Below are 12,876 nucleotides of genomic sequence, written 5' to 3' on the forward strand. Positions count from 1 at the left end.
CACACGATGCTGCCCTGGAGACGAGCGCTGCGTGCGCTCGCCGCCGCCCTGCTCGTCACGGGCGCGGTCACCCTCACCCCCGCCGCAACGGCCGCGGCCGACACGGCGCCTGGCTCGACGGCGTCGGCGGCGACGGCGTCGTCGTCGAGAGGCTGGAACGACTACGACTGCAAGCCGTCCGCCGCGCACCCCCGCCCGGTCGTCCTCGTGCACGGCACGTTCGGCAACTCGGTCGACAACTGGCTCGTCCTCGCGCCCTACCTGGTCAAGCGCGGCTACTGCGTCTACTCCCTGGACTACGGCCAGCTGCCGGGCGTCCCGTTCTTCAACGGGCTCGGCCCCATCGACAAGTCCGCCGAACAGCTCGACGCCTTCGTCGACAAGGTGCTCGCCTCGACGGGCGCGAAGAAGGCGGACCTCGTCGGACACTCGCAGGGCGGCATGATGCCGCGCCAGTACCTCAAGTTCCTCGGCGGCGCCGCCAAGGTGAACGCCCTGATCGGCCTCGCCCCCGACAACCACGGCACGACCCTGCTCGGTCTCACCAAGCTGCTGCCGTACTTCCCCGGCATCGAGGACCTGCTGACCACGAAGACCCCGGGCCTCGCCGACCAGATCGCCGGATCGCCCTTCCTCACCAAGCTCAACGAGGGCGGCGACACGGTGCCCGGCGTGCGCTACACCGTCATCTCCACCAAGTACGACGAGGTGGTGACCCCGTACCGCACCCAGTTCCTGAACGGTCCCAACGTCCACAACGTCACCGTCCAGGACCTCTGCCCCGTCGACCTGTCGGAGCACGTCGCGATCGGCATCCTGGACCGCGTCGCCCACCACGAGGTGGCGAACGCGCTGGATCCGGAGCACGCGACGCCGACGACCTGCCTGTCCTGACGCGAGGCACGCGAAAGGCCGCCGCCCTCCCCGACCGGGGAGCGGCGGCGGCCCATCAGGCGGTTCAGCGGCCGTGGCGTCCGGCGGCCCGGCGGCGGGCCGTGGCGAACATCGCCGCGGCGCCGACGGCGAGAGCGGCGGCGCCGCCCATCGCGATGTACGGCGTGTTGCTGTCGCCGCCGGTCTCGGCGAGGTTGTCGTTCGCCGTGGTCACCGGCTTCTCGGCGCCGCCGTTCACCTCGGGCTGGTTGTCGCCGGCCGCCTCGTCCGCGGCCGGAGCGGCCCCGGTGGCCTCGGCGCCCGTCTTGGCGTCGGTGTCCCCGTGGCCGTGGTGCTCTACGGAGGACTTGTCGGCGCCCGCCGCGATGTCCTTGTCGGTGGGGGCGGACGCGGCCGGAGCGGGGGCGGCAGCGCCCGAACCGCCGCTGTCCTTGCCGAAGACGACGTCGGAGCAGGTGTAGAAGGCCTCGGGGGAATCCGAGCGCTGCCAGATCGAGTAGATCAGGTGGCGGCCCTCCCTGGCGGGGATCTTTCCGTCGAAGACGTAGTCGCCGTTCTCCATCTTCGGGTCGGTGACCTTGACGAAGGGCTTCTCCTCCAGGTCCGACCACTTCAGGGGCTTCGACGGGTCGTACGACTCCTTGGTGACGAACAGCTCGAAGGAACCCTTGTGCGGGGCGGTGCCCTTGTAGCGGAACGTGTGGTTGCCCGCGGCGAGCTTGCTGGACGGCCAGTCGGCGCGCGGCAGGTCCAGGCCCTGGTACTTGTCGTTCCCGGCGCTGCACAGCTTGCCGTCGGGGATGATCTCCTTCGACTTGCCTGCGGCGTTGGCGATGTTCACGCCGTTCCAGTCGTAGAAGGCCTGCGCGCCGCTGGCCGCGACGGCTGCCTTGCAGGCGGCCGACTTGGGCGACTCCGGGCCCTCCTGGAAGCAGGCGGAGACCCGGCTGACCGGGTCCGTCATCGAGCCGTGCGCGGCGGCGGGCGTGACCGAAAGGGCGGTCAGGGCGAGCGGCACGACACCGACGGCGGCGAGGCTTGCGACCTTGCGGCGTGCAGACATGGCGGTTCTCCTCAAACGGCGGTTCAGGGGGGACACGGGGCGGTGGCGAACGGGCGGCACGGCCCCCCGATCACCAGCGGCACCGACGGTTCGTCACCGCCCCGGCGACCAGAAAACTAGCCCCTGAAATCCGCGAAATCCCCTGCTGAGGGCGGGGGATGGTGATCCTTATGGTCGCTTTAAGGGAGGGCTAACCGGGGGCTCAGACTGGGGTGCGCGGAGTCCCTGTTTGACCAGTACGTGAGCTACGGGTCAGTCCGTGGGGGTCCGTAGAGATCCGGTACGGGTCGCCTTGTGTGGCTCCCCGTTTGGCTCCCTGGAGGGGTGTCGGCTAGCCCTCGAACGCGTCTTGCCCCCCCCCGAGGCTTCGCCTTACCGAGAGACTGCTCAGTACCGCTGGCCAGACGCAGGCCTACGGAGGACACTAAACTTGTGCCTGGTCGACTGCCGTGCAGTACGCGGCCACCCCGTAAAGAGCCGGTGACAGCCCTGGCCCCTCCCTGCGATCGGCCGAGGGCGGGGCTTCTTTGTATTGGGTGAACGGTGCCCTGGCCAGCAAGGCCCCTCCACAAGGAAGGGCTGGACGTTACATACGAAGAGCACCTCCGGCAGGGCTCGAACCTGCGGCCGAGCGCTTCGAAGAGACTGGCTTGCTTCAGCCTCAACGGTGCTTTGACCTGGGGTTTATCCCGTACACGGGCACTTTGATCGCTCTTTTCTTGGTTGGGAGCCTTTGTGCCCTGGAATCTGAAATCATGCTGTGATGACGCTACTCCTCACATGTCTAACGCAAAATTTCGCTGTTCAAACGTCCGACCGTCGACTGACCAGACTCAATGGAGAAATTGCCGAAGAGGCGGCAAATAAGGCCACGCTTGTCGGGAACTACATGTCCTACGCCTATACAGGGCTTGCGGCATGCGCTATTAGGAAGCCAACTGATGAGCTCCTCCTCGAATCTATGGGGCAACAAGGGAATCCTGTGCAGCTCATGGAAGGCCTAGCCGAGAAGGCGGCTAAAGGGATCAGGAATCTTCCACTAGGCGTCCCGCCGAGCAAGCGAAGAATTGTCAGACGCACTTCATTTGTAGGCTGCGGGTTCGTCGGTTTGCGCAACCCTGAGCCGTTCGGGAGATCGGCTTCACATGACGAACTGCACCCTCTGTTGGTCGTCGTTAGTAACGCTCAGGGAATCGACGAAGTGTGGCGACCGGAGGCTGACTGGGAATTCACTGTCAGTCAAAAGTGGCTATCAACGGATTCACCATTCCTCCTGCATGTAGCCGGTCAACCGCTGCGAGACGAGGAGCGCAAGTCTCTGGAGAGGGAACTAAGAAGAGTTTTGAAGAGGCAGATTCACCCGGAATCCGTAGCCCGCCTACTTACGAGAACGGTGCGCGCCGTGTCCGCACGCAACATCACGGTAGGCCCTAATGTGATGAGCCTAATCACTAGGCGTGCGGATGTGTTTTCAACTGACATATCGCCAGGGAGCGGCTTCTTCCCCGTAAGTGATGGTGGCAGATCGGAATCCGGGTTCTTTCGCTTCGATAAAAGTGGCGATCACTCGGCTCGGTGGATTTACGCTCCAGTCGACGCTACAGCAAATTCCTTCTACGGGCCAAATATCGCATACCCAGGACAGGTTATGATGAAAGGTATCTTCTTCGGACGCGAAGAAGATGTCCCACCAGGTATTGTTGATGCGTAGTCGCAACAGATGCTTGAATTCAAGTGGACCCGAATCATGCACGGTCTGCGACCTGCTATTTCGCGCAGGTGGGTACTAGTCGCTGGCTTTGCTCAAGTCGGACCAATCGAGCCGTTGTCTGGCGGGGTGGGCGCGCCACCAGGATTCCTTTCCGCTTCATCCCCTTCGGAGCTCGGCGAGGGGATTTGGAGCTGGGGAAGGGCAGATGAAAGAACATTCGACTCTAATTCTCCCGAGACTACAGCCTGGATTAATACGTCATTGGCTTCGCGGGCCTTTTGTTGCCCCCGCGCAATAAGGAACCAGGCGCAGGGGATGAGGAGGAGGATCGCGAGGCTGCTCCTAGCTGCAACGGTGCTTGCGAGTATCGATAGGCTGAAGCCGACGTTTACTCTAAGATCCGCTTCGGCGGCGGCGCGATCGTAGGTGCCGTAAAGATCTATGTTCCTAGCCTGCAGGCGGATTGCCAGCTGGTCCAGTTCATCGCCAAATCTCCCCATGGCCGAGTTGAGATCTACCGTCCTCCCTCCCTTTTGTCTAATGTGGATGGCTAGGTCAATCAGGGCTGAGCGTGAGGCGCGCCTGCCCCACTCGGGTCGCCGTACAGCGGTGAATGATTCATTCGGAATCAGGAGTGAGTGCAACTCTGCGGAGCCTCTCATTGTTTCTGGCATCTCCGTCCACATTAGCATTTTTGGGTCTTCGATTTGACCTGCCAAAGGGTTTCCAAGGAGTCTCTGATGAAAGCTCCATCGCCACTCTGAGAATGCGAACCAATGGACTATGGAACGGGCTCGGATTTCAAATAGACAGCCGATTAGGTAGGCGGCAAAGCTTGCGCCAGCAAGGGTAGCTGTAGTGCCAATCAAGGAGGTGAGTTGATAGACGCTTTTCCACGCACCCTGAGCACTACCCCTTGCTGGAACTTGCTCAGATAAGCCGATCCAGAGGGAGATCAGTAAAATGTATCCAGCGGCTAGTGGGGCGCGAATTTCTCGGATTCCTGGCAGTAGGTTTGCGAGCATGCAGATTATTTTGCATCGGAGTGAGGGCCGCTCGGGTGGGTTCAAGGGAACTGAGCTCCATTGATACGGGAGCAGTGAAGCGGCGGTGGTAGCCCTGGATGGCGCAGTGCGGACGGCTCAGCGGCGGTCTCTCTTGTCATGGGACCGTGGGACCCTTGGCGGGGGAGCGATGTAGCCATGCGAGAGGAGCCGAGGTGCCAGAGGCCAGCCCGCGCGGAACCTACCTGGTCATTGCGGAGGCACTGCGTAACGACATTGCAGAGGGGGACGGCACTGGAGCTCTACCGTCAGAGGCTGACCTCGTGAACTCGCACGGCGTCTCTCGCAACACGATCCGCCGTGCCCTCAAGGTCCTTGAAGCCGACGGTGTGGTTGAGTCTGCTCCCGGTATCGGTTGGCGAGTTGCCCGCAGCGGCGATCGACGGTCGCTCGCGGAGCGGATGACCGACATCATCGACGAAGAATCACTGTCTGTGGGGGACCCATACCCGTCCGAAGCGAAGCTGTGCGAGCGTTTCGGTGCCTCTCGTACCGCTGTGCGCCGTGTCCTTGCCCAGATGGAGGGAAATGGCCTGCTCGCTACCGTCCACGGCAAGGGGCGGACCGTGCGGGCCCTCCCAACTCCCAACCTTCGGCCGTAGCCTTGGCCGCCATGGGACTGACTGAGTGGGCGTACTCGCTCTCCGAATCGCTGCTGTCCGATCCGCTTCCGCGCCGGTGGGCGCACTCGCTGGGGGTCGCCGAGCGTGCTCGCACCTTGGCCCCGATCGTTCGCGAGGATGCCGAGCTGCTGGAAGCCGCGGCGATACTGCACGACATCGGGTACTCGCCGGCCATCGCTACTACCGGCTTTCATCCTTTGGACGGGGCGCGGTTCCTTCGAGACCAGGAGAAGGCAGACGACCGGGTGGTTCGGCTCGTTGCTCACCACTCCTGTGCCCTGCTCGAAGCTGAGGAGCGAGGGCTGAGGGGCGAGCTAGAGGCAGAGTTCGAGCTTGAGCGCCCGGAATTGGTCGACGCTCTGCTGTACTGCGACATGACGACGACGCCCGACGGGACACAGACCACGTCGACTGAGCGGCTGGGCGAGATCGTGCAGCGGTACGGTCCGGACACCATCGTCGGGCGGTTCATTCAGCGTGCGACTCCCGACATCCATGCAGCAGCGAAGCGTGTCGAGCGCCGATTGGCGCAGGTCTCTGGCGGCGATTAGCCGATGTACGGTTCCTGCCGCGATTCATCGAGTCCGTGGCGGATCCTCAGCATCATCGACGGGTGAATGTCCAGTCCACTGAGGTCCGTTGGGCAAATCCAGCGGACCTCTTTCGATTCGCTGCTCGTGCGCAGGGAACCGCTAACGGGATGAGCGCGGAAGCAGATGGAGAACTGCTGGCGGACCTCTCCGTCGTCGTACGCCAGCACGTGTTCTGGGTCGGTGTAGAGCCCTGTGATGCCGTCCACCACGACGTCAATGCCGGTCTCTTCTGCGACCTCACGGACGACGGTGTCACCGATTCGCTCCCCGATATCGTGCCCGCCGCCGGGCAGAGCCCACAGGCCGTTGTCCGTCCTGTGGATGAGCAGCAATCGCCCCGCGTCGTCCAGGACGACCGCTGTGACCGAGGGCACCACCGAGTTCGCCTGAGGCGCGTTCGGGTCGCGGAAGTAGTCGACTCGGCTCATCAGGCAGCGCCTTCCCAATCGGCAGGTGACGAGATCGGACGAGCCGATTCCCAGACCTTCTCAACGCTCTCAGCGTAGGCGTCGAAGAGTTCACCGCCAGGCACGCGTCGCAGGTGCAGCACGGGAGCCATGTAGGCGCCGACGCCGTAGAGGTGGCCGTTCGCCAGCATCTCGTCATCGGCCCGGTAGATGGAGTTGTAGAGGGTCGTACCGTGCAGCCGGAACTCCACTCCAGGCAGGCCGAAGAGCGGGCCGTAGTTGATGAGGGCGTTCCGGATTTTGCCTGCCATCGTCGCACCGATTCCTTCGTCGCCGCCGCGCACGGCCACGGCCGGTGAGGTGGGCTCTCCCAGCATGAATCGGATGGGTACTCCGGCCGCGGACTTCTCCTTCACGATGCGATGGAACGTCGCGTCTTCCGTGAGCCAGAACCCCGAGTACACCAGCAAGTCAAAGTGACGGGTCGCCTTGGAGTAGAGGCTCGTCCAGAGGGTTTGCATCACGACGGACCGGTGCGGATAGAGCCTCACCAGCTCCGCGTTGCCGGATGCCGTCACCTCTGCTGATGTGCGTTCGTCCGGCCATAGGTACGAGACTTCGCACTTCAACAGCGAGGCGGTCGCGTACTGGTAGCGCCGGTATGGCTTGCGCTCGGGCTCGTTGATCCAGCGCTCGACTGTCTTCGCGGCGACCCCGAGGCGTGCCGCGACCTCATCGAACGTCAGCCCCAAGTCCACTATCGCGCCGCGCAGCCGCTCGTTTGCCACGTCAACCTCCCTCTACTTGGGACGACTTGGTACGACTTCACGCTAGCCAAGAACGACCCAGGTCGTACATGCGCGGAGTCGAGTGTCGCCCCCGCCGCGGCCAGTCTGTAGGTGCATCGAGAGCGAAGAGCTCGCTGAACTCCAACAGCCGAAGGGCTTGACGGGGCGAACTCTTCTCCTCAAGATGAGGAACACGTACTACATGTTCCTCATGCAGTGCCCGGACAGCAAGGCCCGGATTCCGCACTGCGAAGAACTCAACAGGGTGCCGACTCAGCCGTCTGAACGCGGGCGGTCGATGAGTGCGGGTCATCATTCCGACCACCCATGTCGGACCGGATGACCTGCCCGGATCCGCTCTCCGGAGCGGTGACTGGCATTGCGTGATCTGACTGCGCAGAACCTTCCGCGGGCCGTACAGGTCCGCGCTGAGCACCAGTGCTCACGGTCCCCGACACCGGCGCCGTACATGGCGCTCTGTGCCGGGCGTCCGTGGCCGCTCGTGCAGTTCGACGAGAGGTCATCACACAACGGCGCGCGGCCCCGGGTGGCTAGACCCGGAGCCGCTGTTTGGGCCGTTCCCGTCCCATCTGATGTCAGAGGAGTGCGACCCATGAAGTGCATCGTTGCTGGTCATACTGCCGTTACCGCGAAGGAGTTCGCGGAGCTGGCGTTGGGCTTCGCCGAGCATGCGGCGGGGTTTGACACGGAACTGTTCACTGGCGAAGCCGGGGAGTCTGCGGAGGACAGGGCGGCGCGGCTGGCGGTGGCTCGCGACGTGGTCAAGGAGCTGGGGGAGGTCGACCCGGTGGCCGCGGCTTACGCCCGTGCCTTGCTGAGGGCGAGCGACCTGCCTGCCCGCGCGCCGCGGCCCCGGCGGGCGCGCAGGGCGCCGGGGCGGCGGACGGGCGTTTGCGGTACGCCGCGGATGGCGGTTGCGGCATGAGTGCCGCAACTCGGGTCGAGGCACGGCCGACGGGCGTCGAAGCCGCGTCGACGCGCGTCAACGTGGACGGTGCGATCACGGCGGTTGCCGGGGTGCTCACGGTGGTGCTCACCGCGGCGGCGTTCTGGCTGTCCTACGAGCACTTGCAGGAGGTGGCCGCGCAGCACGGCATGGCGGACGCGGTGGCCCGCTCCTGGGCCTGGCCCGCGACCGTGGATCTGTTCATCGTCATCGGCGAGCTCCTGATCCTGCGTGCCTCGCTGGCTCATCGGGTGGACTGGTGGGCCATTGGCCTGGTCACCGCCGGGGATGGTGCCTCCATCGCGTTGAACGTGGCGGGGGTCGGGCAGGACGCCGACGCCCTGAACTACGTGGTGGCTGCGGTGCCTCCGGTGGCTGCGTTGCTGGCGTTCGGTGCGCTGATGCGGCAGGTGCACGCCTACCTTGCCCGCCATGCGATGACGGGCGTCGACGCTCCGCCGCCGGGTGTCGAAGCGTCGTTGACGCCCGTCACGGTGAGCGTCGACCGCCCCGCCCCCGCTGCGCCTGCCGAGGCTGCTGTGGTGCCGGAACTGCCCGCGCCCGTCACCGTTGATCCGGTACCCGTCGTGGTGTCGTCGACGGCCGTCGACCTGTGTCCGCCGGTGCTCTACCCGAACCGGGTGGATCAGTTGGTGCGGGCCCTGTACGGCACGGACTTCACGCAGCCGAGCACGGCCCGCATGACGCACGCGATGGCCATGGTGGGGCTGGGCACGTCGGAGTCGACGGCCCGCACGGCACGTGGCCGGGTCAAGGCGCGTGAGCCGTACCTGGCTGACTTCCCCGCCGCCATCGCCAGTTGAGCCGGGGGAGACGGTCATGTCGCTCGCGTACACCGACTGTTTCGACCCTTGCGGCGCCCGCTACGGAGTCCCCACCTTCCCCTGGCGGATGGCCCCCGAGGGTCTGGCCACTCGGCGTCAGCTTCGCGAGAGAGGGCTGCGGCCGGGCGGTCAGCCGGTAGCCGCGCAGGTGATGCTGCGCCACCGCGGTCGCAAGGGCGGGGCGATGGTCGCCTACCTGTACCGCGTCGACTGTGCTGCCACGGTCCGTCCGATGACCTCCCGCAAATGGGGTGCGCTCGCGCTGGCGATGCTGGCTCGCCGCACCTGCCCCGTCTGCGGCGTGGTCTACAGCTACTGCCTGCCCACCTCGCTCGGCATGTGCGTTCTGTGTGCCGACGCCGACCGGCATGGCGCCGCGTGAACCGCAGGCGGCAAGAGATTGCAGCCACCCGCGCCCGTCACAGCTCTGAGCACCAACCCCCGTTCCTGCGCAGCACCCGGATACCCCCACGCCCGGCCTGATCTGGCGTTCTTGAAAGGAGAAGACCACCGTGAGCACATCTTCGTCCGGCCCGGAGTGGTCCGGCGACATGCTGAACAAACCCGAGATGGTGGAGGCGTTCGCCACGCAGTTGCGCGGGGTGCTGAAGGCCCAGGCCGCCTACGTCTCCGATATTCGCAGCGATGCGGAGGCGATGTGGAGGCAGAACCGCCCCGAGGGCTACCGCACCTTTGAAGCCTGGTGGCGGCACCGCTGGGTGTGCTCGCCGTTCGGGGAGATCCAGGAGCACCTGGAGCAGGCGGCTGCCCTGACCTTCGCGTTGGAGGCCCGCTACCGGCGGGGCCGCCATGAGATCCCGGCCGCGCGCCGGGCGGCGGCGCTGGAGAAGAAGCAGGCCAGGCAGACGCCGCAGGTCGGCGCCGGTGACGGGGCGGTGCCGCCCAAGCCGGTCCAGGCGCCGACCGCCGGACCTGCCGGAAGCGGGGACTTCCTGGATCTGGTGAACCAGGAGCGATCGGCGTGAGCGGAAACGGAATGACCCCCGAGGGCCTGAAGCGGCTGAAGAACCTGGCGACCTTCTGGAACCCGCGCCTGGAGGCCGCGACGAATGACGCGGAGTTGGCCAAGGTCTGCTTCGACCGGGCCAAGGCTGCCGCCCGCCGCGCCCAGAAGTCGGGCGACATCAAGGCCATGCACGAGCTCGCGCAGGAGATCGCGAACTGGGCTGCGGGCAAGGAGCGGGCTGAGGCCCAGCGTGACGCCGCGTGATGCACATGTTCATCTTCACCGCCCAATCCCCGGGGTTCCGGGGGCCCAAGGCGCGGCGCGCGTACGCGCGCCGCGCGAGGATGCCCGATTCGGTGACGTTCTGTCAACCCTCAGAAAGGAGTGTCCGTGACCACCGACGACCGGGACGGCACCCTTCTGCCGTTCCCTCACGTCCACCTCCCTCCGTCGGCCGACGCCGGGGCCTGGGCCCCTCCTGGGCCCGATGTCGATGACGCCACTGGCCTGACGATCCCCACGGCCGCGCCGGTGGGTTCTTGGCCGGAGCTCCCGGACGTGTCTGGCATGGCCCCGCCCTACCGCATGACGGTCGCTGGGGTACCGGAGGCGGAATCTGGCGATGACGGTGAGCAGGAGGCAGGGGCGTTCGTCCCGCCGCCTCCTGCCGACCCGGACAAGCCGGGGCTGCGGGATGCGGTCGTGATGGGCATGGCCGTGCTCGCGGCCGTGGGGGTCGCGTGCGCTCAGGGCATGTGGCATGCCGCCCAGGGAGTGAAGGCCAATGCCGAGCAGCGCCGGGCGCTGGCGGACAAGGCCCGCCTGGCGGCCGACAAGGCCGCGGAGAAGCGCCTCCAGTCCGGCCCCGAGTATGGCAAGGCTCTCAAGGCGAACAACGGCCGGGCAGGCAGCGGACCACCCGCCGGGGGCGGCAAGGCACCTGGGGCGGGCGGGAGTTCGCGGACTCCTGCCTCCCTGCGCCCCGGCGGCGGGAAGGGCCCGGGGAAGCCCGCTGACAGCCGCGCAGGCAATACGGGCCCCAAGGCGCCCGGCGGGCCCCGGCAGAGTCCCAGCGCGCCGCAGAAAACCCCGGACAGCAGCCGGAAGGGCAAAGACCCTTCCGGGAAGGAGCGTGCAGGCCCGAAGCCCGGCGCCGACCGGTCCGCGAAGGACCGCAGCAGCAAGCCGAAGGACCCCCGGAGCCCGAAGGATCTCAAAGGCTCCAAGGGCGCCTCCGACAGCAAGTCGGCCAAGGACGGGAAGTCCTCCAAAGCCGCTGACACGAAGACCGCCAAGGACACGAAGTCCGCGAAGGACTCCAAGGCGGCCGACGCCAAGTCCGCGAAGGGCGCCAAGGAGCCAAAGGCGGCCAGCGACGCGAAGGACGGGAGCAAGGGTAAGGTCCCGAAAGCGCCTGAGGGGATCTCCCCGTGGAAGGACAAGCCCACCAACAAACCCCAGGCCAAGGACTCCAAGAACCCCAAGGAGTCCGCGGCGAAGAAGCCGGACGCGAAGCCCGGCAAGCCAGACCTGACCAAGGAGCCGAAGAAGCCCGGGGCCAAGAAGAGCGAGAAGGACACGCCGGTACCGCCGCGGCCGACGACTCCGCCTCGGCCGTTGTACGACCCGGACCGCAAGATCCCCGGCCCGCACAAGCCGGATACCGATCTGCCCTGGAAGACCGGACCCAAGACCGGTCCGACAAACCGCGGTCGTGGGAACCGGGGCAAGGGCGGGGACGCGGACGGAGCCACCGCAGGGGTAGACCCGGCGGCGGATGCGCCAGCAGCCGAGCAGGGCCGGTACGGGCGTGCCTGGGAGGGACCTGACGATCCCTCTGACTACGCCTTCGGGGAGACACCGCCGGGTGGGGGCATGCCGGGCTTCGGGGGGATGCAGCCGCCCCCGGGGGCCTCCCGGGACCACAGCGTGACGCTGGAACGGGACGATCCGCCGCCCTCCGATCCGCCAGCCCCGGCTGCCATCGGCCAGAGCCCTCCGGCCCTGCCCGCCGCCGCGTCGGCGCCGCAGGAGGCCGGTGCGACACCGCCGGGGCCCGCGACTTCGGCCGTACCCCCGCAGAGAGGAGCCCGGTTCGTGAGCGCACCGGTGAAGTCCACGCAGTACCAGGACGCGGAACTGACCATCCACGACGTCATCGACGCCGACGCCGACATGGCGCAGGAGATCACCGACGGGGTGGACGAGGCCCGCGCCGCGGCTGAGGGCTGCGAACGGCTGATGACGAAGCTCGAAGCCCTGCACGCCAAGGTCGTTGAGCTGAAGGTGCCTGGCGTGCTGCAGGGCATGGTCGTCCGGCTGATGGAGAAGACCGACACGGTCAAGGCGAAGGCGCAGGCCATTGCCGACGCCCTGCCGCGGGCCTCCGAGGCCATCAGTACCGCGGGCAGCAACGCAGAGGCCATCCACAAGCCGCTGGCCGATGCGGCCCGCGACATGGGCCACACCCGCCCGGCTGAGCGCGACTACCACAACGAGTAGGAGAAGACCGTGGGCGAAGCACTGGAGAAGGCCGGTAGCGCCGCGGGCGCGGCCATCGCGGCCACCGGCGCGGTGCTGGCGGAAGGCGTGCGGTACGGCGTCGTCATCGCCCAGCTCACCGCCGCCGGAGTGCGATTGCGGGGCATGAGCGAACAGGTCCGCGCGACCTACCGGTACGTGGAGGGCTGCTCGACCTCGGTCGACCGGCTCGCCGACCAGATGGCAGAACTGGACGTCGACTCCGACACCGTCACCGAGCACCACGAGGCCGCGGGCGTCATGCGGTCCGTGCTGGAGGACGCGGAGGCGATGGCGGCCGCGACCGAGGACTTGTCGGCCCTCTTCGACGAGGCCGCCGCCGGGCACGAGGGCGACTACGGGCCGGTGGCGGACACGGCCAACAACATGCCCGTACCCATGGCGCAGGCGGAGTTCTACAGCAACCGCTGACC

14 protein-coding genes are annotated in these 12,876 nt (G+C 66.6%); 11 read left to right on the forward strand and 3 right to left on the reverse strand.

All coding sequences use genetic code 11. From position 1 onward, the window contains the following. Window positions 1-6: 6 nt before the first annotated feature. The gene (locus ABZV77_RS19035; protein WP_356257866.1) at window positions 7-894 is read left to right on the forward strand and encodes an alpha/beta fold hydrolase; all 888 of its coding nucleotides are present in this window, start codon (window positions 7-9) and stop codon (window positions 892-894) included. Between the two features lie 64 nt (window positions 895-958). Here ABZV77_RS19035 and ABZV77_RS19040 read toward each other — a convergent pair whose 3' ends face one another. Beyond that, window positions 959-1,957, reverse strand: a complete 999-nt coding sequence (locus ABZV77_RS19040; RefSeq protein WP_356257869.1) for a lytic polysaccharide monooxygenase — start codon at window positions 1,955-1,957, stop codon at window positions 959-961. 763 nt (window positions 1,958-2,720) lie between these two features. Here ABZV77_RS19040 and ABZV77_RS19045 point away from each other — a divergent pair. The 3 genes from ABZV77_RS19045 (at window position 2,721) to ABZV77_RS19055 (ending at window position 5,906) form a co-directional block, all read left to right on the forward strand. Further along, window positions 2,721-3,668 carry a hypothetical protein gene (locus tag ABZV77_RS19045; RefSeq protein ID WP_356257871.1) on the forward strand — a complete coding sequence of 316 codons (948 nt, stop codon included), beginning with the start codon at window positions 2,721-2,723 and terminating at the stop codon, window positions 3,666-3,668. A gap of 1,219 nt (window positions 3,669-4,887) precedes the next feature. Further along, the gene (locus ABZV77_RS19050) at window positions 4,888-5,334 is read left to right on the forward strand and encodes a winged helix-turn-helix domain-containing protein (protein ID WP_356257874.1); all 447 of its coding nucleotides are present in this window, start codon (window positions 4,888-4,890) and stop codon (window positions 5,332-5,334) included. An 11-nt stretch (window positions 5,335-5,345) separates the two neighbouring features. Next, window positions 5,346-5,906 carry an HD domain-containing protein gene (locus ABZV77_RS19055; protein ID WP_356257876.1) on the forward strand — a complete coding sequence of 187 codons (561 nt, stop codon included), beginning with the start codon at window positions 5,346-5,348 and terminating at the stop codon, window positions 5,904-5,906. Here the strand turns inward: ABZV77_RS19055 and ABZV77_RS19060 are convergent. Beyond that, the gene (locus tag ABZV77_RS19060; RefSeq protein WP_356257879.1) at window positions 5,903-6,376 is read right to left on the reverse strand and encodes an NUDIX domain-containing protein; all 474 of its coding nucleotides are present in this window, start codon (window positions 6,374-6,376) and stop codon (window positions 5,903-5,905) included. The two genes, ABZV77_RS19055 and ABZV77_RS19060, sit on opposite strands and share 4 nt — an antisense overlap. Continuing rightward, window positions 6,376-7,143, reverse strand: a complete 768-nt coding sequence (locus ABZV77_RS19065) for an XRE family transcriptional regulator (protein WP_356257881.1) — start codon at window positions 7,141-7,143, stop codon at window positions 6,376-6,378. Before ABZV77_RS19065 ends, ABZV77_RS19060 begins: the two co-directional genes overlap by 1 nt. A 613-nt stretch (window positions 7,144-7,756) precedes the next feature. Here ABZV77_RS19065 and ABZV77_RS19070 point away from each other — a divergent pair. The 7 genes from ABZV77_RS19070 to ABZV77_RS19100 all read left to right on the forward strand — a co-directional run bounded on the left by ABZV77_RS19070 (window position 7,757) and on the right by ABZV77_RS19100 (window position 12,874). After that, complete coding sequence (locus tag ABZV77_RS19070) at window positions 7,757-8,089, forward strand: hypothetical protein (protein ID WP_356257884.1); 333 nt, start codon at window positions 7,757-7,759, stop codon at window positions 8,087-8,089. Beyond that, window positions 8,086-8,934 carry a DUF2637 domain-containing protein gene (locus ABZV77_RS19075; protein ID WP_356257886.1) on the forward strand — a complete coding sequence of 283 codons (849 nt, stop codon included), beginning with the start codon at window positions 8,086-8,088 and terminating at the stop codon, window positions 8,932-8,934. Before ABZV77_RS19070 ends, ABZV77_RS19075 begins: the two co-directional genes overlap by 4 nt. A 16-nt stretch (window positions 8,935-8,950) precedes the next feature. Further along, window positions 8,951-9,337 carry an RRQRL motif-containing zinc-binding protein gene (locus ABZV77_RS19080; protein ID WP_356257889.1) on the forward strand — a complete coding sequence of 129 codons (387 nt, stop codon included), beginning with the start codon at window positions 8,951-8,953 and terminating at the stop codon, window positions 9,335-9,337. Between the two features lie 130 nt (window positions 9,338-9,467). After that, window positions 9,468-9,941 (forward strand): hypothetical protein, encoded by a 474-nt coding sequence (locus ABZV77_RS19085; protein WP_356257891.1) that lies wholly within the window; start codon window positions 9,468-9,470, stop codon window positions 9,939-9,941. Further along, window positions 9,938-10,186 (forward strand): hypothetical protein, encoded by a 249-nt coding sequence (locus ABZV77_RS19090; protein ID WP_356257894.1) that lies wholly within the window; start codon window positions 9,938-9,940, stop codon window positions 10,184-10,186. Before ABZV77_RS19085 ends, ABZV77_RS19090 begins: the two co-directional genes overlap by 4 nt. A 126-nt stretch (window positions 10,187-10,312) precedes the next feature. Further along, window positions 10,313-12,424: a hypothetical protein gene (locus ABZV77_RS19095; RefSeq protein ID WP_356257896.1), complete on the forward strand. Its 2,112-nt coding sequence runs from the start codon at window positions 10,313-10,315 to the stop codon at window positions 12,422-12,424. 9 nt (window positions 12,425-12,433) lie between these two features. Further along, the gene (locus ABZV77_RS19100; RefSeq protein WP_356257899.1) at window positions 12,434-12,874 is read left to right on the forward strand and encodes a hypothetical protein; all 441 of its coding nucleotides are present in this window, start codon (window positions 12,434-12,436) and stop codon (window positions 12,872-12,874) included. Window positions 12,875-12,876: the final 2 nt, after the last annotated feature.

The sequence above is a fragment of the Streptomyces sp. NPDC004732 genome (assembly GCF_040609235.1).
GTDB lineage: Bacteria > Actinomycetota > Actinomycetes > Streptomycetales > Streptomycetaceae > Streptomyces.

What these genes read in the sequence shown, in the direction of transcription:
- ABZV77_RS19035 (WP_356257866.1), top strand. Translation starts at nt 7, where the DNA reads ATGCTGCCCTGGAGACGAGCGCTGCGTGCGCTCGCCGCCGCCCTGCTC.
- ABZV77_RS19055 (WP_356257876.1), top strand. Translation starts at nt 5,346, where the DNA reads ATGGGACTGACTGAGTGGGCGTACTCGCTCTCCGAATCGCTGCTGTCC.
- ABZV77_RS19070 (WP_356257884.1), top strand. Translation starts at nt 7,757, where the DNA reads ATGAAGTGCATCGTTGCTGGTCATACTGCCGTTACCGCGAAGGAGTTC.
- ABZV77_RS19080 (WP_356257889.1), top strand. Translation starts at nt 8,951, where the DNA reads ATGTCGCTCGCGTACACCGACTGTTTCGACCCTTGCGGCGCCCGCTAC.
- ABZV77_RS19075 (WP_356257886.1), top strand. Translation starts at nt 8,086, where the DNA reads ATGAGTGCCGCAACTCGGGTCGAGGCACGGCCGACGGGCGTCGAAGCC.
- ABZV77_RS19045 (WP_356257871.1), top strand. Translation starts at nt 2,721, where the DNA reads ATGACGCTACTCCTCACATGTCTAACGCAAAATTTCGCTGTTCAAACG.
- ABZV77_RS19040 (WP_356257869.1), bottom strand. Translation starts at nt 1,957, where the DNA reads ATGTCTGCACGCCGCAAGGTCGCAAGCCTCGCCGCCGTCGGTGTCGTG.
- ABZV77_RS19060 (WP_356257879.1), bottom strand. Translation starts at nt 6,376, where the DNA reads ATGAGCCGAGTCGACTACTTCCGCGACCCGAACGCGCCTCAGGCGAAC.